Raw genomic sequence first — 19,739 nt, forward strand, 5'->3', positions numbered from 1 at the left:
ATGAATTTTATGCCGATGTCGCCTGCAAGAGAGGGCGCTCTGGAGGCATATCAATCCGCTCCGTGTGCAAAATGCTGGTATTATCCAATTCATAGGCCATGTTCCGTCTCCATCAGAGTGCTATACCAGCGTTCCACCAGCCGGTTCATGTATTCATAAGCACCTTGAGTTGGTTTGGGTGCATGAGGATGTAAAGCCGCTTGTACATTTTCTAAGATTTTTACATCTTCTCCAAGAACCTGCTTGCTACCATGCATTTCAGCAAGCAATACTGCACTGGAGGAACTAAAATTATTTTTCTTTTTTGTAGTGAAACGGTATATCTCCATGTCCGTGCAATCGGGAGATATAGGTGTATGGTGTTCAATGGTGAAGGAGTGTCCGCCGTTGGTGCTTACAATGTGCAAATTGGGGTAGGCCATCCAATGGTAATAAACATCTTCATTTCCCCAGCGCTCCACAAAGTCATGCCATTTGAAGTTTTTTGCTATTTCTAAAGGGGTGGCTGGGCCTTTTGCGCTAAAGCGGCGCATTTCTTGCCAGAGATTTTGTGTCGAAGAATCGGAGAGGGAATCCATCGACTCCTGAATTAGGATACTATAGAAATATGGCTTGAATTTAATTTCCTTTGATATGGTCTTGGGATGAACGAAATTGACATGATGAGGATCACGGTAATTCTCGTAGATTAGTTTCCAATTATATTTCCCGCGCCATGTGGTCACCATGACCTCGGTGTCATAGGCATTGGAGCTGCTCTCCAGCGAGGCAATAAACTCAGGTGAGAACTGTTCCTCCAGCGGCATGGGCTGCGGATCCAGATTGACGAACAACAGATTGCCGATTACGCGCAGCGCAAACCGGCGCAGTTTCAAGCTGCATTTTTCTGAATCGTCGAAACGGTAGATGCCATCGCAATCAGGTATATGTGCGACCTGCCCTTGTTCGTCATAACGCCAAGCGTGATAGGTACATACCAGCGGACGGCGGCCAACAGGCTCGGTCTGAATCAGCGCGCTGCGGTGCAGGCAGACGTTTTCAAAGGCGCGCAGTTCACCGTGAAAGTTTTGGATGACGACTGGAATGCCTGCGATCTTGCGTGTGATGAAGGCGTTGTGCTGAGTCAGCAGTGTTTTCAGTCCCGCAAACAGCCAGACCTTGCGGAAGATTTTGTGCTGCTCACGCTTGAAGATCTCTTGGTCCAGGTAGTACTTGGGGAGCATTCGGGATTGCATGGCGGTTTTCAGGTCAAATTGCTCACAAACCCAAAGAGGGCAATTGCAGATAGCTATGGTTTTATCGGTGGGTATTTGAGAGATGACCTTATAGGTGGTGGCCGGCCGATGGGGCGGCTTTTGGCTAGCTTCCAACCAGGGGGCTTGCTGCTTCCGGATCCGAACCTTGGCTTTGTGTGGGAAGGCGCTGTAGCTGGCAGGCAATGCGGGTCCTCTGTCTTTTCTCCCTGTCAAAGCATCGCACCGCCATTCATCAGCAGGCTGGTGCCAGTCACCCAGCGGCTGGCATCGGAGAGCAGATAGACTGCCGCATTGGCCACGTCTTCGGGAGTTCCGAGACCCAGGAGGTGGCGGGCCTTTTCGGCCTCGATCATGTCGTGTTCGGCACCCCACATGGCGGTGGGTATGGTGGATGGCGATATGCCATTGACGCGGATCTTGCGCTTGGCTTGCTCTAGAGCCAGGCAGCGGATGATGCCCAGCAGCCCCGACTTCATGGCGGAATATGGGCCGACGCCGCGTGTGCCGATATGCGCTGCCGTTGAGAGCAGGAACACGATGGAGCCCTGGGGGGCGATGGCATTGGTATAGAGCAATTGCTGGGTCAGCATCACAGGCGCCAGAAAATTGACTGCATACATCTGCGTCATGATGTCTTCGGTCAATTGGCGCAGGGGGCAGATTCTTTGTTGTCCCGCGCAGTGAATCAGCCCATGGATGGGGCTGCCGGCCGCCAGAGCCAAGCGGTTGCGGTCGTCGGAAATGGTCAAGTCGGCCGTTATTTGCACATGTCCCTGGCCGTGCAACTGATCCATGGTTTGCTGTAAGCGCGTGGCATCGCGGCCGGTGGCGATGATGCGGGCACCGCGCTGGGCACAGGTAATGGCGGTCTGCCGACCGATGCCGGAGGAGGCTCCCGTGACCAGGATGTTCTTGCCATGAAGCGAAAAGGCCGCTGCGGTGGGGTTGAGGTCGCAAGTGCTCATGCGTAGATGTCCGAAGGAACCATCAGGCCACCGTCAATGATGAAGTAATTGCGAGTCACCCATCGGCTGGACGGAGAAAGGAAGAATATGGCGGCGTTGGCAATGTCTTCGGGCTCTCCTAGGCCCAGGGGAGCCATATGCATGAGCTCTTCCATATTGCCGCCGTTTTGTCCCAAGCCGTCGAGTAAAGGCGTGCGCACATAGCCGGGAACGATGCAGTTGGCGCGAATGCCTTGCTTGACCGTTTCTCGGCCTAGTACACGCATGGCACCCAGCAAAGCCCCCTTGCTAGCGGCATAGGCGGCACTGGCCATGGGGCCGGTATGCGAAGCGAGGGCGGATATGAAAACAATCGAACCTTGGGGCCGAATCTGTCGCTTGGCCAGCAGCTCCTTGGTCAGCAATATGGGAGCATAGGTGTTATGGCTGAACATCTCATCTAGGTGCGCTGGCTTCAGCATGCGCAATGGCACCAGTTTGGAGATGCCTGCCGCATGCACGATGCCATCTACCGGGCCCGCTTGGGCCGTGAGGATTGTCAAGTCTTCTGCGCGTGTCAGGTCCGCAGTGATGGACTGATGGTCTTTGCCAGTCAGCGCAGCCAGCGTATCAGCCAGTCGCTCGGTATTGCGGCCCGTGATGAGCAATTGCGCACCCATGTTCGCACAAGCAATTGCTGTGTGCCGACCTATGCCGGAGCTGGCACCAGTGACCAGAATGCGTTTGCCAGCCAGGGAAAAAGGATCAGGAAATGGGGCCATGTTTCAGCTAGGCTTCGAGCATGGGGGAGAACTTCGCGTCGTCAATGTCCACAATGGCGGTACCCCACGACAGCCCAACGCCGAAGCCGCCCAGCACTAGCTTGTGCGCGGTGCCGTCCAGCGCGCTGTGCAGGCGGGCGCTCATCGTGACGGGTAGCGATGCACCGCTGGTGTTGCCGAAGTCATGCAGTGAGGAGGGCACCTTTTCTACAGGTAGACCCAGCTTCTTGCGGATGGTTTCGTTGATCATCCGGTTGGCTTGGTGGAAAACGAAATAGTCCACCTCGTCCTTGGACACGTTGGCGTATTGGAGCACTCGTTCCACAGCAGGCGGCACGCGTTGTGTGGAAAAGCTCAGAACGGAGGGGCCGTCGAGCCGAAGATAGTCCGGCCCTGACAGATTGCCATGTTCGTCCCGCGTGGGGATGTGGTGCTGCGGACCATAAGGCTCGCGGTGGCCGCCTACAGGCAGCATGATGGCCCGGTAGCCGCTGCCGTCGCTGTTGAGGTCGAAGTGCATCGGTGGGGCATCGGCGCTGAATTCCAGTGCGGTCACTGTGCCTGCATCAGAGAACAGCGGGTCTTTGACCTTCAGGCTCTTGTCTCCGATCATCAGCAGCCCCTTCTTCACCCCGCCTGCCGCAATCATGCTGCCTAGTAGATGCAGGCCGAACGGGTAGCCCGAGCAGCCCAGATTCACGTCAAAGGCAATGGTGGAGTGCGGCAGTCCCAAGCGATCCTGCAAGATGATGGCTGTAGCTGGAACTAAGTAGTCGGGCGACTGGGTCACGACGATCAGCGCATCGATTTCCTCGCGCTGCCACTGCAAATCTGCGAGCAGCTTTTCGGCTGCGACAAAGGCCAGATCTGAAAAGGTCTGCCACTCGGGGCAAATACGCCGGGTCTGAATGCCGATATTGCGTACCAGCCGCTCGCGCTCGGAGCGCTGAGAAGGCGGGCAGTCCTCCAGATTGGAAACTATCCGTTTGGGCACGCAGCTTGCCATGCCCGCAAAGCGGACGTTGTGCAGTGTAGACAGCGCCATGGGGTGCCTTTCCGGGTTTAGCCCAGCAGTTTGTAGAGATCGTTGAGGGCGACGCAGGTCTTGAGATCGTCGCCGGTAATGGTCTTACCGTAGTCCACATCGAACATCACGATCACGCCCAGCGCGGCCAGCGAATCCCACTCGGGCAGGCTTTTGAGCTCGGTGTCGGGCGTCACCTCCACGGACTCCTGGAAGTCCACGGCGGTCAGAAAATTTTCGATGAATTGGTCGATGGTGATAGAGGACATGATGAGCCGATTCTGTAAAAAAGCCGCTTGTTAGCCATGGCGAACAAGCGGCCCAGGGTCTTTTGCGAGCGCCTGCGGGGCAGGCACCGCAAGTCTCTTATTTTTGCAGCAATTGCAGCACTTGCTGAGGAATCTGGTTGGCCTGGGCCACCATGGCTGTGCCGGCCTGCTGCAGGATCTGTGTGCGGCTCAGGTTGGCAGTTTCCTTGGCAAAGTCGGCGTCCACGATACGACCCCGCGCGGCGGAGAGATTTTCGGACTGGATGTCAATATTGTTCACTGCATTCTCGAAGCGGCTTTGCATGGCGCCGAGTGTGGCGCGGGCGCTATTGATTTGATCGACGGCGCTGTCGATCTTCCTGAGCGCGACCCAGGCGCCGGCTTGGGTGCTCACATCGATATCCTCAATGCCCTGTGCCTTGCTGACGGAACTGGCATCCGTGGCTCCGCCAGGGATACTGATGCCCGTGGGGTTGTCTGCAGGGTCAAGGCCGGTGTTGGTGGCAAGGAAATCTGCTCCGCCAAAGGCAACTTTCATGGGGTCGCCGTTGCTATCCAGTTTGCCGGACAGGATTTCCACCTTGAAGTTTTCCGTACCGTCGATCTTGGTCAGATAGGCCGTCACACCGGTATCGGAGGACTTGTTATTGATGGCCTCGACGACCTGACCCAGACGCTCCTGGGGGCTGGATGCGGCAGACAAAGGGCCCAACTGGACAGGTGTACCGGTGCCAACCGTGACTGTCAGATCGGTGGCCGCAACGCTGAAGTTGCCTAGAGGGGCAGAGGCTGCAAGCGGTTGAGCTGTGACAACGGATGGGGCGCTCGATTGGGCGTAGGACACCGATGAAATTTTGGACGAACGCGTATCGGCCAGCGCGCCCAGCGTGATGTTGTCACCCGAATTGGCACCCACCTGGAACACGGCGCCCGCAAAGCTGCCTTCCAGCAGTTTTTGGCCGTTGAAACTGGTTTGTTTGGCCACGCGGTCGATTTCTGCAGACAGCTGCTTGACTTCGGCTTGCAGGGCTTCACGGTCGCTCTTGCTATTGGTGGCGTTGCCCGCCTGCACGGCCAGCTCACGCATGCGCTGCAGCATGTCACCCACCTTGCCCAGCGCGCCTTCAGCGGTCTGCGCCAGCGAGATGCCGTCGTTGGCATTGCGCGATGCGACTTGCAGGCCGCGCACCTGGGTGTTCATGCGCTCGGCGATGGCCAGGCCGGCCGCATCGTCCTTGGCGCTGTTGACGCGCAGCCCTGAAGACAGGCGCTGCATGGAGGTGGCCAGCGAGCTGCCCGAGAGGGCTAGATTGCGCTGGGCGTTGATCGAGATGATGTTGGTGTTGATGGTCGCAGCCATGTCTAGAAACCTCCGGAATTAGGGCTTGGAGCATCGCAGCAGTGACCAAAGACACCGGTTAAGCGATTGGCAAACCTAGCGATGAGAGGATTCTTCTATGAACGGCGGGCTGGCATACGACCGAATAAAGCGCCAAATCCCCGTCTTCTTGTAGCTTCCCTGTGCTTTGTCTCGCAGCCCAGGCGCAAGTGGTCTTGATTGCAGTCATGGGCTGATATGGGGCAAAGAGCCTCAGTGCATGGACTGTTAAGTGAGTGATGCTATCAATATTGCAGATATCGCCATGTGCTTGCCGGGTGCTGCCAGTTCTTCGGTGACTTGCAGCGGATGAAATGAAAAAACGCTAAAGAAAAAAAAATACAGCCCGATAACTGGGTTGTACGGAGCAGGCAAGTCGCTCAAAGCGGCAGGCAAAGCCCAAAGAGGCTGTCAAGGCAAGGCTCCGGCAACCAAGCAAACCATTCATCAATACCGTCTGCGTAAGGGAAATTCATCATGGCAATGACCATCAACACCAACGTTGTTTCGATCAACGCACAGCGCAACCTGGGCCTCTCGGGCAGCTCGCTGGCCACCTCCATGCAGCGCCTGTCCTCGGGCCTGCGTGTCAACAGCGCCAAGGATGATGCGGCCGGCCTGGCTATCGCTGAGCGCATGAGCACCCAGGTGCGTGGCTTGTCCGTGGCCTCGCGCAACGCCAATGATGGTATTTCCCTTGCGCAGACCGCTGAAGGCGCAATGGGCAAGGTCGGCGACATGCTGCAGCGCATGCGTGAGCTGGCCGTGCAGTCCGGCAATGCCACCAATAGCAAGTCCGACCGCGAAGCCCTGCAGGCCGAGCTATCGCAGCTGCGTGATGAAGTGGATCGCGTGGCCAAGACCACGACTTTCAACGGACAGAAGGTGCTGGACGGCACTTTCACCGGCGGCGTGTTCCAGGTAGGCGCCAATTCGGGCGACAACATTACCGTAAGCGCGCTGGCTAACATCAAGGTGGATGAGCTGGGCAAGTCCGCTTATGGCAAGTTGGCGGATATCGCTGTGGCGACTGTCAAAACCGAGGCGCAGGCTTCGATTTCGCAGGGCGATGTGAAGATCGACATCACTGGTGCCAATGGCACGAAGGTCACTGCCACGATCAAGCAAGACGCCAATGTGACTGAGGATGAAGCTCTGGGCAAGGTGATCTCTGCCATCAACAGCAAGACGGCCGACACCGGTGTGACGGCCTTCCTGAGCGACGACAAGACTCAGATTGAACTGCGTGCCACGGCAAAGCCGCAGGATGGCGAGGATATTGCCAAGATTGCGATCAACACGGGCAGCAGCGTGGCAGCGATGGATGTGTTGACGGCTGGCACTGCCATTGAGGGTGGCAGCAAGGGTATCGATCAGGTGGATATCAGTACCCAATCCGGCGCTTGGGATGCCCTGCAGCGCATCGACAAGGCCATCGACAAGGTGAATGCTTCCCGAGGTGAGCTGGGTGCGGTGCAGACCCGCTTCGAAAAGGCCATCGAGAACATCGACATCATGGGTGAGAACCTCTCTGCAGCCCGAGGCCGTATCACCGATGCTGACTTTGCCAAGGAAACCGCCAACCTGAGCCGCACGCAGATTCTGCAGCAAGCCGGTACGGCCATGGTGGCACAGGCCAACCAACTGCCCCAGCAAGTGCTGAGCCTGCTGAAGTAGTCGGAATGGGCCTTGACGCTGCGCTCTTGCGCCAAGGCCCGGCATAGAAACCCAAGGCGTTGCAATGCAAACCTCCAGCGCGGGTTGCAGGGCCTTGAAAAGAACGGGTAGCCAGACTGCCTGGAAAAAAGGAGCTGGAGAACGACTGGTGCATGTTCTGCGTGGGCCCGTCGCCATCGAGATCCGTATCACAGAGTGAGCGTTAGAAACAAGGGGAAACTCAAATGGCAATGACCATTAACACCAATGTTGTGTCCATCAATGCACAACGCAATCTGGGGCTGTCTGGCAACTCGCTGGCGACTTCCATGCAGCGCCTGTCCTCGGGTCTGCGTGTCAACAGCGCCAAGGATGATGCGGCCGGCCTGGCTATCGCCGAGCGCATGAGCACCCAGGTGCGTGGCCTGTCCGTGGCCTCGCGCAATGCCAACGACGGCATCTCGCTGGCGCAGACCGCTGAAGGCGCGCTGGGCAAGGTGGGTGACATGCTGCAGCGCATGCGTGAACTGGCCGTGCAATCAGGCAATGCCACCAATAGCAAGTCCGACCGCGAAGCCCTGCAGGCCGAGCTGTCGCAACTGCGTGACGAAGTGGACCGCGTGGCCAAGACCACCAGCTTCAACGGTGCCAAGCTGCTGGACGGGAACTTCACCGGCGCGGTGTTTCAAGTGGGCGCCAACTCGGGCGACAACATCACCGTGGGCGCATTGGCCAACACCAAAGTGGCTGAACTGGGCAACTCCACCTACGGCAAGGCTACGACGGATCTGGTCGCTGCGACCGTCAAAACCGATGCGCAGGCTTCAATCTCGCAGGGCGATGTGAAGATCGACATCACTGGCGCCAATGGCACGAAGGTCACTGCCACGATCAAGCAAGACGTCAATGTGACCGAGGACGAAGCCCTGGGCAAGGTGATTGCTGCCATCAACAGCAAGACGGCTGACACCGGTGTGACGGCTTTCCTGAATGAGAAGAAGGACGGAATCGAGCTGCGCGCCACCGAAAACACGGCTGACGGCGATGATCTGGCCAAGGTAGTGATCGACACGGGCGGCAGCATTGCCTCGGCAGATGTGGCGACTGGCGCCATCGAAGAAGCTGGCAGCAAGGGCATCGATACGGTGGACATCTCTAGCCAGTCCGGCGCCTGGGATGCCCTGCAGCGCATCGACAAGGCCATCGACAAGGTGAATGCTTCCCGAGGTGAGCTGGGTGCGATTCAGACCCGCTTCGAGAAGGCGACGGAGAATATCGATATCCAGTCCGAGAACCTCTCGGCAGCCCGCGGTCGTATCACCGATGCCGACTTTGCCAAGGAAACCGCCAACCTGAGCCGCACGCAGATCCTGCAGCAGGCCGGTACGGCCATGGTGGCACAGGCCAACCAACTGCCGCAGCAAGTGCTGAGCCTGCTGCGCTAATGGCGGTACTTGCTGGCGCCGCTTCTATGAGGGCAGGCGCTAGCAAGCTTTTGTGAAAGTTTGCTTTTGATGGCGGTCTTGCCGATGCAAGACCGCCTTTTTTGTTTTTGGGAGACAAAAACGCCTCAAGTTTTTGCGGTGGTTGCCGAAAAAAGCGCGGGTAAGCCATGTTTTGGGGTGCTCAAGGCAGCGATAGGCAAGGCCTCATGCTGCTTTTCGCGCTTTTGACTTGTCCTGCTTTGGCTCAAAATGTGCCGCAGTGATTGGCATGGGCTACAGGAGTCCGTTGCCGCAAGGAGTATGAAATGGCTGGTATTTCCTCTATCGGTATTGGCAGTGGCCTCAATGTTTCCGACATCATTTCCAAGATGGTGGCGTTGCAGAAGCAGCCCTTGCAGGGATTGCAGGCCAGGCAGCAGACGATTCAGACCCAGATCTCAACCTATGCCCAGATCAAGTCGCTGACCAACACCCTGGCCGATGCAAACGCCAAGCTCACGCGCGACAGCGGCTGGAACTCGATGAGCATTAGCTCCAGCAACCCGGCGGTGTCTATGACGGTATCGGGCATTGCCAGCGCTGCGACGTATGACGTGTCGGTGACGCAATTAGCACGGTCGCAGACCTCGGTGAGCGCTTCGCGTGATGTGGACCAGAAAATAGGTACAGCGGGAATGCTGACCATTCAGGGGGCCAAGACCGGAGCGCTGCCGGTGGAAGTGAAGTACAACAGCGGCGACACGCTGACCACGCTGGCCGTGAAGATCAATGAGCAGGCCGGTGACATGCAGGCCCTGGTGATGCGCGACGGCGCCGGCAAGGAGCAGTTGGTATTGCGTTCCAAGGCTACAGGGAATGATGCGAAGTTCGATGTGAGCGATACCGGCGCTGTGGGGAATTTCTCGACCCCGCTTGGCCAGGATGCCCAGGATGCGCTGATCAAGATCAACGGCGTGACGCAGGCGTCGAGCACGGACAATTTCGACAATGTGCTGCCGGGCCTGAAGATCACGGTGAGCCAAGTGACGGTCGATCCAGTAACCCAGGCAGACAAGCCTGCGCGCGTTTCCGTGACCGCCGACAAGGCGGGAACCAAGAAGAACATTCAGGATTTCATCGATGCCTTCAATGCGCTCAATGACTTGTTGAGCAAGACCACCAAGGGCATGCGTGATGAAAACGGCAAGACGGTTTCCGCAACCGATGACAAGGATCCATCGGGTGTTTTCCAGGGTGATTCGTCCACGGTGAGCTTGCAGAGCAGCCTGCGTTCGCTACTGGGCGGGACGGCAAGCAACGCCTCAGGTGGGCTCAAGCGTCTGGCTGACATCGGTATCGAGTACAAGGATGGCTCCCTGAAGATCACCAAGTCCGATAAGTTGGACAAGGCCATGGATTCTCCCGATGCGCTCAAATCGCTGTTCGCGGCCAAGGCTTCCAGCGATGGTTCGGGTGGCGGCATTGCCGTGGGCCTAAAGAAATTCACGGATGAGCTGCTGGCCTATGACGGCACGCTGAACAGCAAGTCGGATGCGCTGGAGTTGCGCAAGAAGAACAACCTGAAGGACCAGGACAAGGTGAATGCGGGCGCGGCGACGCTGGAGGCCAAGCTGTCGAGGCAATACTCGGCGCTGGATTCGCAGATGGCGTCGATTACCGCGCTGAACACCTATATGCAGAACCAGATTGCGGCCTGGAACAAGAGCAAGTAAGACAAGACTTGCTGCACGAGATGAGTCCGAAGTTTTGCTCGGATTCAAAAAACAGTTGATTTTGCAGAGCGGCTGCCGATACACAAGGTACGCCGTTGACAAGGAAGCCTGCCATGTACTCCCCCTCTTTTTCCCGTGCCACGAGTGCCTATCGCCAGGTGAGTGCCCATTCTGGCGTGGAAAGCGCATCGCCCCACCGTCTGATCCAGATGCTGTTCGAGGGGCTGTTGCAGCACCTGAATGCTGCGCGCGGCGCCATTGAGCGCGGCGAGGTGGAGGTTAAGGGCTCTCAACTGGGCCGAGCCGTGCGCATTTTGGAAGAAGGCCTCAAGGGCAGTCTGAACCGTGAGCAAGGAGGTGAGCTGGCCATGAATCTGGGGGCTTTGTACGACTATTGCATCCAGCGCCTGACCTATGCCAATCTGCGCAACGATGTGCAGGCGGTGGAAGAGGTGGTGGCGCTGGTCGAGCCTGTGGCCCAGGGCTGGCAGGAAATCGGTTCCGCTCCGGCAGTGGCCGGGCAGTAATGCTATGCATATATGGAGCACACATTGATCGACTTCTATCGCGCCATTGAGGAAAGCAGTGCCAAGATGCTGCAAGCCGCCCAGGCCAAGGACTGGGATGGTGTTGCGCGCTATGAGGGCACTTGTGCCGTGCTGATCGAGCAGCTGCGCTTTCGCTCGCGAGATGAAAAGCTGGCGCCCGAACTGCGCAAGGAAAAGGCGCGCATCATGCAACGCATCTTGCGCAACGATGCCCAGATTCGCGTGCTGGCCGAGCCCTGGCTTGCAAGTTTCGAGCATATGTTCGACGGTCAGCCGCATGTAATGCACTGATTGCAAGCCACTCAAGCAAAAGCCTTGCTGCAGCAATGCACCAGGGCTTTTCTGTTGGTGCTTGAATATCTATGCCAAATTGGTTTCAAACCCTGTGGATTCAAGCGCTACAAGCTATCAATTTAATGGCGGAGTACCTGCTGCTCGTCTGGGCATAACAAAAAGCCCGCATGTCTTCCGACATGCGGGCAAGCCTTGGAGGGCAAAAGTTTCAGGGATGAGTCGCGCTCACACCTGCATATTCATGACATCGGAATAGGCCTGCACCAGGCGGTTGCGTACATGCAGCGTGGCCTGGAAGCCGATCTGTGACTTCTGCATGGCCACCATGGTCTGCTCCAGGCTGACGGCAGGGTTGTCCAGCTGCACTTCGCGCTGCAACTGGGTGGAATGGTTTTGTGCGCTGCTGACCGATTGCAGCGCGCTTTGCAGGGCCTGGCCGAAGCCGCCAGCGGCAACGGGTGATGGAGAGCCGCCGACCTTGCCAAGCTGGCTGCCCAGCTGAGCGGGAGAGAGTGCAGGAATCTTGAGGTCCATGGGTATATCCAGCTTGGAAGATTGATTGGGTGCAATCCTAGGTTTTCCCGTGCTCTGCAGACGGGGGATAAATGGGTGAAACGGCGCGCTTATCGGGGGAACGCGGCGAGGCCGAATCCGAATAATCCACAGGACGCTAGACCTCGTGTGGGGTCTGACACCTTGGAATTCAAATGTCTGCTGTTGCTGAAATCCCTGTCCCCAATGCCATGCCCGGCTCCGCGCAGCCGGCCCGCCCTGCGCTCGCGCAGCGCTGGAATGCGCTCGATCGTGGTCAGCGGCTGCGTTGGGGGGCGCTTGCCGCCCTGGTCGCCGTGGGTCTGGTGGCCGCAGCGGTGTTCTACCGCCAGCCGGACTACAAGCTGCTGTTTGCCAATGTGAGCGACAAGGATGGTGGTGCCATCGTGGCGCAGCTCACGCAGATGAACGTGCCCTACAAGTACAGCGAGGGCGGCGGCTCCATCCTGATTCCTGCAGACCGTGTGCACGATGTGCGCCTGAAGCTGGCCACGCAAGGCCTGCCCAAGGGCTCGGTGACGGGCTTCGAGCTGATGGAGAACAGCAAGTTCGGCATCACCCAGTTTCAGGAACGCCTGAATTTCCAGCGCGGTCTGGAAGGGGAGCTGACGCGCTCCATCCTGGCGCTCAATGCCGTGCAAAGCGCACGCGTGCATCTGGCGCTGCCCAATCAGAACGGTTTTTTCCGCGAGCAGCAAAAGCCTTCGGCTTCCGTGCTGCTGAGCCTGCACCCCGGCCGTATGCTGGACCGCGCGCAGATTGCCGGCATCGTGCATCTGGTGGCCTCCAGCGTGCCCGAGATGGACCCGGCTGCCGTCAGTGTGGTCGATGACACCGGCAAGCTGCTGTCGCAGTCGCCAGACGGTACGGCCGGCAGCGTGGACATGCAGCAGTTCCTCTATACCCAGCAGGTGGAGCAGCAGTATGTGCGCCGCATTCTGGACATCCTGGAGCCTGTGGTCGGCAAGAACAATGTGAAGGCCCAGGTCTCAGCCGAGCTGGACTTCAGCCAGACCGAATCGACGTCGGAGCAGCATCGCCCCAATCAGGCTGCCGATGGTGGCGCGGTGCGCAGCCAGCAGGTGATGGAGACCAATGGCGAAAAAACGGCCACTCCTCCTACCGGTGTACCTGGCGCGACCAGCAACCAGCCACCCCAGAACTCCACCGCGCCCATCAATGGCGCCAATCCCGCGCCGCAGGCCGCTGGTGGCGGTCAGGGCGGCAGCCAGGGCAGCAAGCGTGAGTCCATTACCAATTACGAGGTGGACAAGACCGTCAAGGTCACGCGTGGCAGCACCGGCAATATCAAGCGCCTGACGGCGGCCGTGGTGGTCAATGCGCCGCTGGCCGTGCCCGCCGGCGGCGACGCGGCAACCGCAGCCAATGCGGCGGCTGTCAGCTCAGGCATGCGCCCGCTGACCGCGCAGCAGCAAGAGCAGCTGTTGACGCTGGTGCGCGAGACCGTGGGTTACAGCGCGGATCGTGGCGATTCGGTGAATCTGGTCAGTGCCCCTTTCATGAGCGAGGCTACACCTGCAGAGCTGCCGCTGTGGAAAGACCCTGAAATGCAGGCCATGGCCAAGAGCCTGGGTGTGCCGATTGCGCTGGCCTTGTTTGGTGCTCTGGTGCTGCTGGGACTGGTGCGTCCGTTGCTCAAGTCGCGCAAGGCAGCGCCTGGCAGCCAGCTCAATGCCATCGAGGGCGAGGCGCTGGATCGTCCCGCCTTGCCAGCCCCGGCAACCGATCTGACCCCCACCAAGGAACAGGTGCGCATGGATCAGGCCAGAGCCCTAGCCAAGCAGAACCCGATCGCGGTGGCAAATATCGTGAAGACATGGATTAACGGAGAGGGGGCATAAGTGCCTTCCCCTGAGCGGCAGCACCGCTTCCCCGAGAGGGGCGACACCGTCGCGCGGGATGCCCCTTGCTTGGTGTCTCCGACTTGGGATGCGCCGACTTTTGGCGCCTGAATAACTGAATAGAGAGTTTGGATATGGACGACAGAGGCCTGAACGACGCTGCCATCTTGCTGGTCTCCCTGGGTGAGGAAGAGGCCGCCGAGGTATTCAAGCACCTGACGCCCAAGGAAGTGCAGAAGCTGGGCGAGACGATTGCCCGCATGCGTGGCGTGACGCGCGAAAAGGTGGATTTTGTGATCGACCGTTTCACCAGCGACGCCGCTTCCCAGAGTCTGCTGGTCGACGACGCCAGCGACTATGTGCGTTCGGTGCTCAAGCGAGCGCTGGGTGACGACAAGGCCGCGCTGCTGATCGACCGCATCTTGCAGGGCGGTGACATCTCGGGCATTGAAAGCCTGAAGTGGATGGATCCGCTGTCAGTGGCCGAGCTGTTGCGCGGCGAGCACCCGCAGATCGTGGCGGCCATTCTCGTGCATCTGGAGTACGAGCAGGCCGCAGCGGTGCTGATGCAGCTGCCTGACCGTTTCCGCAGCGAAGTCATGCTGCGTGTGGCGACGCTGGAGGGTATTCAGCCTGCAGCGCTCAAGGACCTCAACGAGGTGCTGTTCCAGGTGCTGGCCGGTGGCGACAAGGTGCGCAAGACCTCGCTGGGCGGGGTCAAGACCGCTGCCGAAATGCTCAACCAGCTGGGCGGCAACGCCGATGTGGCGGTGCTGGACTCCATCCGCCATTACGACCCCGAGCTGGCGCAGAAGATCATGGACAAGATGTTTGTCTTCGACGACCTGGTCAAGCTCGACGACCGTTCGGTGCAGCTGGTGCTGCGCGAGGTGGTGTCGGAGACGCTGATCGTGGCGCTCAAGGGTGGCTCGATGGAGGTGCGCGACAAGATCCTGGCCAATATGTCCATGCGTGCTGCCGAGTCGCTGCGCGAGGATCTGGAAGGCCGCGGCCCCATGCGCCTGTCCGAAGTGGAGGCCCAGCAAAAGGAAATCCTCAAGGTCGTGCGCCGTCTGGTCGAAGAGGGTCAGGTGACCATCAGCAGCGGTGCGGAGGACAGCTATGTCTAACGGCCAGCCTGTGCGCTCCCACTCCCGTTTCATTCCGCAGGAAGAGATCGACGACAACGCCGTGGTGCAGTGGCGCTTTGGCGCGGTGGATGCGCAAGGCGGTGCCTTCAAGGTGGAGCCATCGGCGGGTTTCATTCCTGCGGGGTCACCCCAGCAGTTCAATGGTTTTTCGCCCACGCTGACGCATCAGGCCCCGGCTAGGCCAGAGGTGGAAGACGAGGCGCAGCAGGAGCCGCAGACTCCGGCCTTCGATGAAGAGCAGCTGCAGCAATTGCTGGAACAGGCCCGTGCCGAGGGCCATGCCCAGGGGCTGGCCGAAGGGCGTGCCCAGACCCAGCAGCAGTGGCAGCAGCGGCTGGACGACCATATCAGTGGCGCGGGCCGTGAGAGTGCGCAGCGCGTGGACCAGGTGCTGCAAGGGCTGGACGAGAACTTCAAACAGATGCAGGCCGGCATGGCGCAGGAGCTGCTGAATCTGGCTTGCGACATCGCCCGCCAGGTGGTGCGCCAGGAACTGCGCAGCCAGCCCCAGGCCTTGCTGCCGGTGATCCGCGAGGCGCTGGACATGCTGGTCGATGAAAACCGCCCGGTCACCGTGCGCTTGAATCCGTCGGACTACGAAGTGCTGGACCAGCCCTTGCGGGCCGCGCATGGCACGCACAGCCGTATTCAATGGGTGGGCGATGCCTCCATCGCCGTGGGCGATGTCAAGGTCGAGTCCGGTGGCGCCGAGATCGACGGCGGTCTGGACAAGCGCTGGCGCCGCGCCGTGGCGGCGCTGGGCTTGGTTTCCACATGGTATGACGGGGACAAGGCATGAACCCCTGGCAGCAATTCATGGCCCAGGCGCGTTCGCGCTATGCCGAGCCTGTGCCGCTGGAATGTCATGGTCGGCTGACCAAGCTGACGGGCATGGTGCTGGAGGCCTCGGGCTTGCGCGTGCCTGTGGGTGCGCAATGCCATATCCATCAGACCGGGCAGGAGCCTGTGCTGGCCGAGGTGGTCGGTTTTGCCGGCGAGCGTGCCTTTTTGATGCCGGCCGGGGATATCCAGGGCCTGTCCAGCGGCGCCATGGTCACGCCTGCCGCTCCTTTCATTCCTGTGCCTCAGCTGGGCGTGCCGCAGAGCGAAAAGGTCAGCCAGACCGTGGGTGTGCTGCGCTTGCCCATGGGGGACGGCCTGCTGGGCCGGGTGGTGGATTCGCAAGGTATCCCGCTCGATAGAGGTCCCGTTCTGGATGATGTGGTGCCCGAGGTGCTGGACCGCAACCCCATCAATGCCATGGACCGCGACCCCGTGCGCGAGTCGCTCGATACCGGTGTCAAGGCGCTCAACGCCTTGCTTACCGTGGGCCGCGGCCAGCGTCTGGGCCTGTTTGCGGGCTCGGGCGTGGGCAAGTCCGTGCTGCTGGGCATGATGGCGCGCTACACCCGGGCCGATGTGATCGTTGTGGGCCTGATCGGCGAGCGCGGCCGCGAGGTCAAGGAATTCGTCGAGGACATTCTGGGCGCCCAGGACCGCAGCCGCGCCGTGGTCGTGGCCGCTCCCGCCGATGCGCCGCCGCTGCTGCGCATGCAGGGCGCCAGCTACGCCACGGCCATTGCCGAGCATTTCCGCGACAAGGGCAAGCATGTGCTGCTGCTCATGGATTCGCTGACCCGTTACGCCATGGCCCAGCGCGAGATTGCCCTGGCCATCGGTGAGCCGCCTGCCACCAAGGGCTATCCGCCATCCTGTTTTGCCAAGCTGCCGGCTCTGGTGGAGCGCAGCGGCAACGGTCTGCATGGCGTGGGCTCGATCACGGCCTTCTACACCGTGCTGTCCGAAGGCGATGACCAGCAGGACCCGATTGCCGATGCAGCCCGTGCGATTCTCGACGGCCACGTCGTGCTGTCGCGTGCGCTGGCCGAGACCGGGCATTACCCGGCCATCGATATCGAGCAATCGGCTTCGCGCGTCATGCACAACGTGGTCTCGCGTGAGCATTTCGAGCTGGCGCGCCGCTTTCGCGCCGTCTATTCGCGTTACCAGAAGGGCCGTGATCTGGTTCAGGTGGGCGCCTATGTGCCGGGCTCGGACCCGCAACTGGACGAGGCGATTGCGCTGCAGCCGGCAATGACCGGGTTTCTGCAGCAAAGCATGTTCGAGAGCTCCAGCATGGAGCAAAGCCTGTCGGGCATGGCGCAGGCCATGCAGCAGGGCTGAGCGTCAACGAATTAGCCAGAGGGAGTAGCCGCAGATGTCGTCCTTGAATGCATTGAATGTCGCCATTGAAGCCGCAGAGCGCAAGCGTGACGCCGCTCGTACGGCCATGCTGGAGCGTCAAAGTGCCCGGCAGGCCGCCCAGGCGCAGATGGATCAGCTGCAAGGCTATACGGCAGAGATGCAGGCCCGCTGGGGCGCACAGGAGGGCCTGGCTGTGCAGCCCGAGGTCATGCACCACCAGTATCAGTTCATGGAGCGGCTGCAGCACGCCATAGGCTTGCAGACCCGTGTGGTGGCCGATCAGGACATCCGCCTGGAAACGGCGCGCCAGGCATTGCTGGCGGCCGAGCTGCGTGTGACCAGCCTGCAAAAAGTGGTGCAGGTGCGCAAGCGCGACATGGCCCTGGTGCAGATGCGCCGGGAACAAAAGGAAACCGATGAGCGCGCGGCCATGGCCTTTTTTCGGCGCAGCCTGGGCCTGCAGTTCCAGGAGGCCTGAAGATGACGGATACCCGGATTGATGCCCCCCGCAACGGCGAGCCGCGAGCTGCAAAGCTTGCTCAATACATGTCCTCGGTGCGAAGTGCTGGAGCTGCCGGCGAAGAAGCCCAGGGGTTTTCTGTCTTACTGGCTGCGCTGGACGATCTGGCAGGGCTGGCTGCTGCCGGCTTGGCGGAGGATTCGGCGATGGCAGAAGATGCGCCGGAAGAAAAACCGGCCCTGAGCACCTTGGCGCAGGAAGACGCCTTGCTGGCGGCTCAGGGACATGCGCCATGGATGAGCCTGGTGGGCCAGACCGCACGACTGGATGCTCAAGGCAATGTTGATTTGAGCTTGGTGAAGCAGGCTACGCGCCTGAACTCTCAGAGCGATGTGGATCTGAGTTTGGTTGGGCAGACCGCGCGCCTGGATGCGAAGGGCGATGCCAGCCAGAGCGTGACCACGGACTTTCTGTCGGGCCGGGGCAATATCACCCAACTGGCGCATAGGCAGGAGTTGCAGCAAGGCCTTCCCAGCGCACATGCGGCTTTGCAAACGCAGGATATTCAGAAAAATCCCGATCAAACCCAGACGGGGCAGGCGCAAGCAGCTATTGATATTGAAGCCGCCACCTCATTCCAGTCTGCGGTTGACAATCCGCAGCTACTGGAGACGGAGCAGGGTGCGCAGGTCGTCAAGGCAGAGGATGCTCTGACCGCCCGCTCAGAGCCGGTACTGCATGGCAAGGCGCAGGGCGTGGAAACCAGGGGCATCAGCTTGCAGGGCATGACGGCGGTACAGCCGCAGGTGCTGGAGGAACTCAAGGATTTGCTGCGAACCGCGCGCTCACCCCAGCCGTCCGAAACCGAGACGGTGGGCAAGCCTGGCCCAGGTGCCGGATCGCACGAGGCAGTCGCGGCAGCGGCCGGCTTGGCCATGGGGGCATCCAGCGGGAATATGCAGGGTGGTGGCCAGGACACAGCGAACTCCGAGGCGGGCATGGATGGCCGGCCTGGAACACCCACCGAGCGCGAGCAGGAAGTCTCCGAACAAGTCGCCTTCTGGGTCCATCAGAAGACGCAGAATGCCGCACTTTCCATACAGCACGAGGGCAAGCCGATTCAGGTTCAGGTGCAGCTTCACGGCCAGGAGGCGCATGTGCGCTTCGCTGCGGATGATGAGCAGGCACGTCAGCTGCTGGCCGATGGCCAGTCCCAGCTGGGCGAGCTGCTGCAGGCTCAGGGTCTGAATTTGGCCGGAGTCAGTGTGGATGCGGGAGGCGCCGGCGCTGAAGATGCGGGCCGCAGAGGCGCCGATGCGCAGCCGGCCCAGACGCGGCTGGCCCGTGTGAGCAGCCGGGCGGCAGAGCTGCCAGCCGACGCTGCTCTGGCACAGCGCAACACCGTGCCGGACGGGCGCCCGGGGGTCGATCTGTTTGTCTGATCGGGGAAGCTGAAGCCGCGAGACCGACCTCGGGGTTCTGTAACAAGCCAGAGTCGAACCCGGGATCAAACCGGGTTTCTCGCTTTTATTCCGGCAATGCCCCAGGGGGCGCGCGGCGAATAATTCGGGCGTGGACCTTCCGTGTCGTGGCAATGGCTGCGAGGTGGATGCAGTCCCTCACTCTTGAGGAATACCCGCCGTGTCAGCCAACTCCAATGTCGCCCCTGCCGCTCCTGCCAAAAGCAAGAAGCTGATTGTCATCGTGGCCATCGTGGCCGTGCTGGCCATTGTGGCTGCTGCGGCCTATGTGCTGATGATGCAGCGCCAGCACAACAGCGCAGATGGTGACGAGGGCGCCAGCGCCACCGTCACGGTGCCCACTTTCCTGCCGCTGGACAATATGGTGGCCAATCTTTCGGACCCTGGCGGCGATCGCTTTGTGCAGCTGGGCATCACGCTGGAGCTGGCCGATGAGAAGACGGCTTCCACCGTCAAGCAATATCTGCCCAGCATCCGCAACGGCATTCTGATGCTGGTGTCGCAGCGCACGGCCGATGAGCTGCTGGCGCGCGAGGGCAAGGAAAAGCTGGCGGCCGACATTCTGGAAGAGGTGTCCGCCCCCCTGGGCTTTGGTGCCAATGCCAAGAAGCGTGCGCGTGACGACGAGGATGCGGACGAGGATCGCCCCCGCTCCAGCCGCAAGAACCCCGTGCGCCGCGTGCTGTTTGCCAGCTTCATCATCCAGTAAGCCGGGAGGAA

General features: G+C 60.2%; 19 protein-coding genes. 12 read left to right on the forward strand and 7 right to left on the reverse strand.

Translation table 11 applies throughout. The features are described 5' to 3' along the window. Positions 1-89: 89 nt before the first annotated feature. From QMY55_RS02330 to QMY55_RS02355, 6 genes are all read right to left on the reverse strand, one after another. Complete coding sequence (locus QMY55_RS02330; protein ID WP_283487108.1) at positions 90-1,439, reverse strand: aromatic ring-hydroxylating oxygenase subunit alpha; 1,350 nt, start codon at positions 1,437-1,439, stop codon at positions 90-92. A gap of 26 nt (positions 1,440-1,465) precedes the next feature. Continuing rightward, entirely contained in the window at positions 1,466-2,221 is a 756-nt protein-coding gene (locus tag QMY55_RS02335) for an SDR family NAD(P)-dependent oxidoreductase (RefSeq protein WP_283487109.1), read from the reverse strand. Further along, positions 2,218-2,982: an SDR family NAD(P)-dependent oxidoreductase gene (locus QMY55_RS02340; protein WP_283487110.1), complete on the reverse strand. Its 765-nt coding sequence runs from the start codon at positions 2,980-2,982 to the stop codon at positions 2,218-2,220. The genes QMY55_RS02335 and QMY55_RS02340 overlap by 4 nt, the downstream gene beginning before the upstream one ends. A gap of 7 nt (positions 2,983-2,989) precedes the next feature. After that, a complete protein-coding gene (locus QMY55_RS02345; protein ID WP_283487111.1) occupies positions 2,990-4,027 on the reverse strand; it encodes a ketoacyl-ACP synthase III in 1,038 nt (345 codons plus the stop codon). Between the two features lie 17 nt (positions 4,028-4,044). Beyond that, on the reverse strand, positions 4,045-4,275 hold the full coding sequence (locus QMY55_RS02350; RefSeq protein ID WP_283487112.1) for an acyl carrier protein: 231 nt from the start codon (positions 4,273-4,275) through the stop codon (positions 4,045-4,047). Positions 4,276-4,372: 97 nt separating this feature from the next. After that, positions 4,373-5,635 carry a flagellin gene (locus tag QMY55_RS02355; RefSeq protein WP_283487113.1) on the reverse strand — a complete coding sequence of 421 codons (1,263 nt, stop codon included), beginning with the start codon at positions 5,633-5,635 and terminating at the stop codon, positions 4,373-4,375. A 495-nt stretch (positions 5,636-6,130) separates the two neighbouring features. Between QMY55_RS02355 and QMY55_RS02360 the strand changes: the two genes are divergently transcribed. The 5 genes from QMY55_RS02360 to QMY55_RS02380 all read left to right on the forward strand — a co-directional run bounded on the left by QMY55_RS02360 (position 6,131) and on the right by QMY55_RS02380 (position 11,305). Further along, positions 6,131-7,330 (forward strand): flagellin, encoded by a 1,200-nt coding sequence (locus tag QMY55_RS02360; protein WP_283487114.1) that lies wholly within the window; start codon positions 6,131-6,133, stop codon positions 7,328-7,330. A 224-nt stretch (positions 7,331-7,554) separates the two neighbouring features. Beyond that, positions 7,555-8,754 carry a flagellin gene (locus tag QMY55_RS02365; protein WP_283487115.1) on the forward strand — a complete coding sequence of 400 codons (1,200 nt, stop codon included), beginning with the start codon at positions 7,555-7,557 and terminating at the stop codon, positions 8,752-8,754. Between the two features lie 305 nt (positions 8,755-9,059). Beyond that, positions 9,060-10,466: a flagellar filament capping protein FliD gene (gene fliD, locus QMY55_RS02370; RefSeq protein WP_283487116.1), complete on the forward strand. Its 1,407-nt coding sequence runs from the start codon at positions 9,060-9,062 to the stop codon at positions 10,464-10,466. 113 nt (positions 10,467-10,579) lie between these two features. Then, positions 10,580-10,993 carry a flagellar export chaperone FliS gene (gene fliS, locus QMY55_RS02375; RefSeq protein ID WP_283487117.1) on the forward strand — a complete coding sequence of 138 codons (414 nt, stop codon included), beginning with the start codon at positions 10,580-10,582 and terminating at the stop codon, positions 10,991-10,993. Positions 10,994-11,005: 12 nt separating this feature from the next. Beyond that, a complete protein-coding gene (locus QMY55_RS02380; protein WP_003059178.1) occupies positions 11,006-11,305 on the forward strand; it encodes a flagellar protein FliT in 300 nt (99 codons plus the stop codon). 228 nt (positions 11,306-11,533) lie between these two features. On the opposite strand, the gene fliE is transcribed toward QMY55_RS02380, so the two are convergent. Continuing rightward, on the reverse strand, positions 11,534-11,842 hold the full coding sequence (gene fliE, locus QMY55_RS02385; protein WP_283487118.1) for a flagellar hook-basal body complex protein FliE: 309 nt from the start codon (positions 11,840-11,842) through the stop codon (positions 11,534-11,536). A gap of 173 nt (positions 11,843-12,015) precedes the next feature. Between fliE and fliF the strand changes: the two genes are divergently transcribed. From fliF to QMY55_RS02420, 7 genes are all read left to right on the forward strand, one after another. Beyond that, the gene (gene fliF, locus QMY55_RS02390; protein ID WP_283487119.1) at positions 12,016-13,722 is read left to right on the forward strand and encodes a flagellar basal-body MS-ring/collar protein FliF; all 1,707 of its coding nucleotides are present in this window, start codon (positions 12,016-12,018) and stop codon (positions 13,720-13,722) included. A 134-nt stretch (positions 13,723-13,856) separates the two neighbouring features. Continuing rightward, positions 13,857-14,852, forward strand: a complete 996-nt coding sequence (gene fliG, locus QMY55_RS02395) for a flagellar motor switch protein FliG (RefSeq protein WP_283487120.1) — start codon at positions 13,857-13,859, stop codon at positions 14,850-14,852. Continuing rightward, the gene (locus QMY55_RS02400; RefSeq protein WP_283487121.1) at positions 14,845-15,672 is read left to right on the forward strand and encodes a FliH/SctL family protein; all 828 of its coding nucleotides are present in this window, start codon (positions 14,845-14,847) and stop codon (positions 15,670-15,672) included. The genes fliG and QMY55_RS02400 overlap by 8 nt, the downstream gene beginning before the upstream one ends. Next, the gene (fliI, locus tag QMY55_RS02405) at positions 15,669-17,057 is read left to right on the forward strand and encodes a flagellar protein export ATPase FliI (RefSeq protein ID WP_283487122.1); all 1,389 of its coding nucleotides are present in this window, start codon (positions 15,669-15,671) and stop codon (positions 17,055-17,057) included. Before QMY55_RS02400 ends, fliI begins: the two co-directional genes overlap by 4 nt. Before the next feature lie 34 nt (positions 17,058-17,091). Then, a complete protein-coding gene (locus QMY55_RS02410; protein WP_283487123.1) occupies positions 17,092-17,556 on the forward strand; it encodes a flagellar export protein FliJ in 465 nt (154 codons plus the stop codon). Between the two features lie 2 nt (positions 17,557-17,558). Further along, complete coding sequence (locus QMY55_RS02415; protein ID WP_283487124.1) at positions 17,559-18,980, forward strand: flagellar hook-length control protein FliK; 1,422 nt, start codon at positions 17,559-17,561, stop codon at positions 18,978-18,980. 199 nt (positions 18,981-19,179) lie between these two features. Continuing rightward, positions 19,180-19,728, forward strand: coding sequence for a flagellar basal body-associated FliL family protein (locus tag QMY55_RS02420; RefSeq protein ID WP_283487125.1), 549 nt, complete (start codon positions 19,180-19,182; stop codon positions 19,726-19,728). The last annotated feature ends 11 nt before the right edge of the window (positions 19,729-19,739 follow it).

Source organism: Comamonas resistens (assembly GCF_030064165.1).
Lineage (GTDB): Bacteria > Pseudomonadota > Gammaproteobacteria > Burkholderiales > Burkholderiaceae_C > Comamonas > Comamonas resistens.

Coding starts and splice junctions, on each gene's coding strand:
- QMY55_RS02335 (WP_283487109.1), bottom strand. CDS start 2,221: ATGAGCACTTGCGACCTCAACCCCACCGCAGCGGCCTTTTCGCTTCAT.
- QMY55_RS02340 (WP_283487110.1), bottom strand. CDS start 2,982: ATGGCCCCATTTCCTGATCCTTTTTCCCTGGCTGGCAAACGCATTCTG.
- QMY55_RS02345 (WP_283487111.1), bottom strand. CDS start 4,027: ATGGCGCTGTCTACACTGCACAACGTCCGCTTTGCGGGCATGGCAAGC.
- QMY55_RS02350 (WP_283487112.1), bottom strand. CDS start 4,275: ATGTCCTCTATCACCATCGACCAATTCATCGAAAATTTTCTGACCGCC.
- QMY55_RS02355 (WP_283487113.1), bottom strand. CDS start 5,635: ATGGCTGCGACCATCAACACCAACATCATCTCGATCAACGCCCAGCGC.
- QMY55_RS02360 (WP_283487114.1), top strand. CDS start 6,131: ATGGCAATGACCATCAACACCAACGTTGTTTCGATCAACGCACAGCGC.
- QMY55_RS02365 (WP_283487115.1), top strand. CDS start 7,555: ATGGCAATGACCATTAACACCAATGTTGTGTCCATCAATGCACAACGC.
- fliD (WP_283487116.1), top strand. CDS start 9,060: ATGGCTGGTATTTCCTCTATCGGTATTGGCAGTGGCCTCAATGTTTCC.
- fliS (WP_283487117.1), top strand. CDS start 10,580: ATGTACTCCCCCTCTTTTTCCCGTGCCACGAGTGCCTATCGCCAGGTG.
- QMY55_RS02380 (WP_003059178.1), top strand. CDS start 11,006: ATGGAGCACACATTGATCGACTTCTATCGCGCCATTGAGGAAAGCAGT.
- fliE (WP_283487118.1), bottom strand. CDS start 11,842: ATGGACCTCAAGATTCCTGCACTCTCTCCCGCTCAGCTGGGCAGCCAG.
- fliF (WP_283487119.1), top strand. CDS start 12,016: ATGTCTGCTGTTGCTGAAATCCCTGTCCCCAATGCCATGCCCGGCTCC.
- fliG (WP_283487120.1), top strand. CDS start 13,857: ATGGACGACAGAGGCCTGAACGACGCTGCCATCTTGCTGGTCTCCCTG.
- QMY55_RS02400 (WP_283487121.1), top strand. CDS start 14,845: ATGTCTAACGGCCAGCCTGTGCGCTCCCACTCCCGTTTCATTCCGCAG.
- fliI (WP_283487122.1), top strand. CDS start 15,669: ATGAACCCCTGGCAGCAATTCATGGCCCAGGCGCGTTCGCGCTATGCC.
- QMY55_RS02410 (WP_283487123.1), top strand. CDS start 17,092: ATGTCGTCCTTGAATGCATTGAATGTCGCCATTGAAGCCGCAGAGCGC.
- QMY55_RS02415 (WP_283487124.1), top strand. CDS start 17,559: ATGACGGATACCCGGATTGATGCCCCCCGCAACGGCGAGCCGCGAGCT.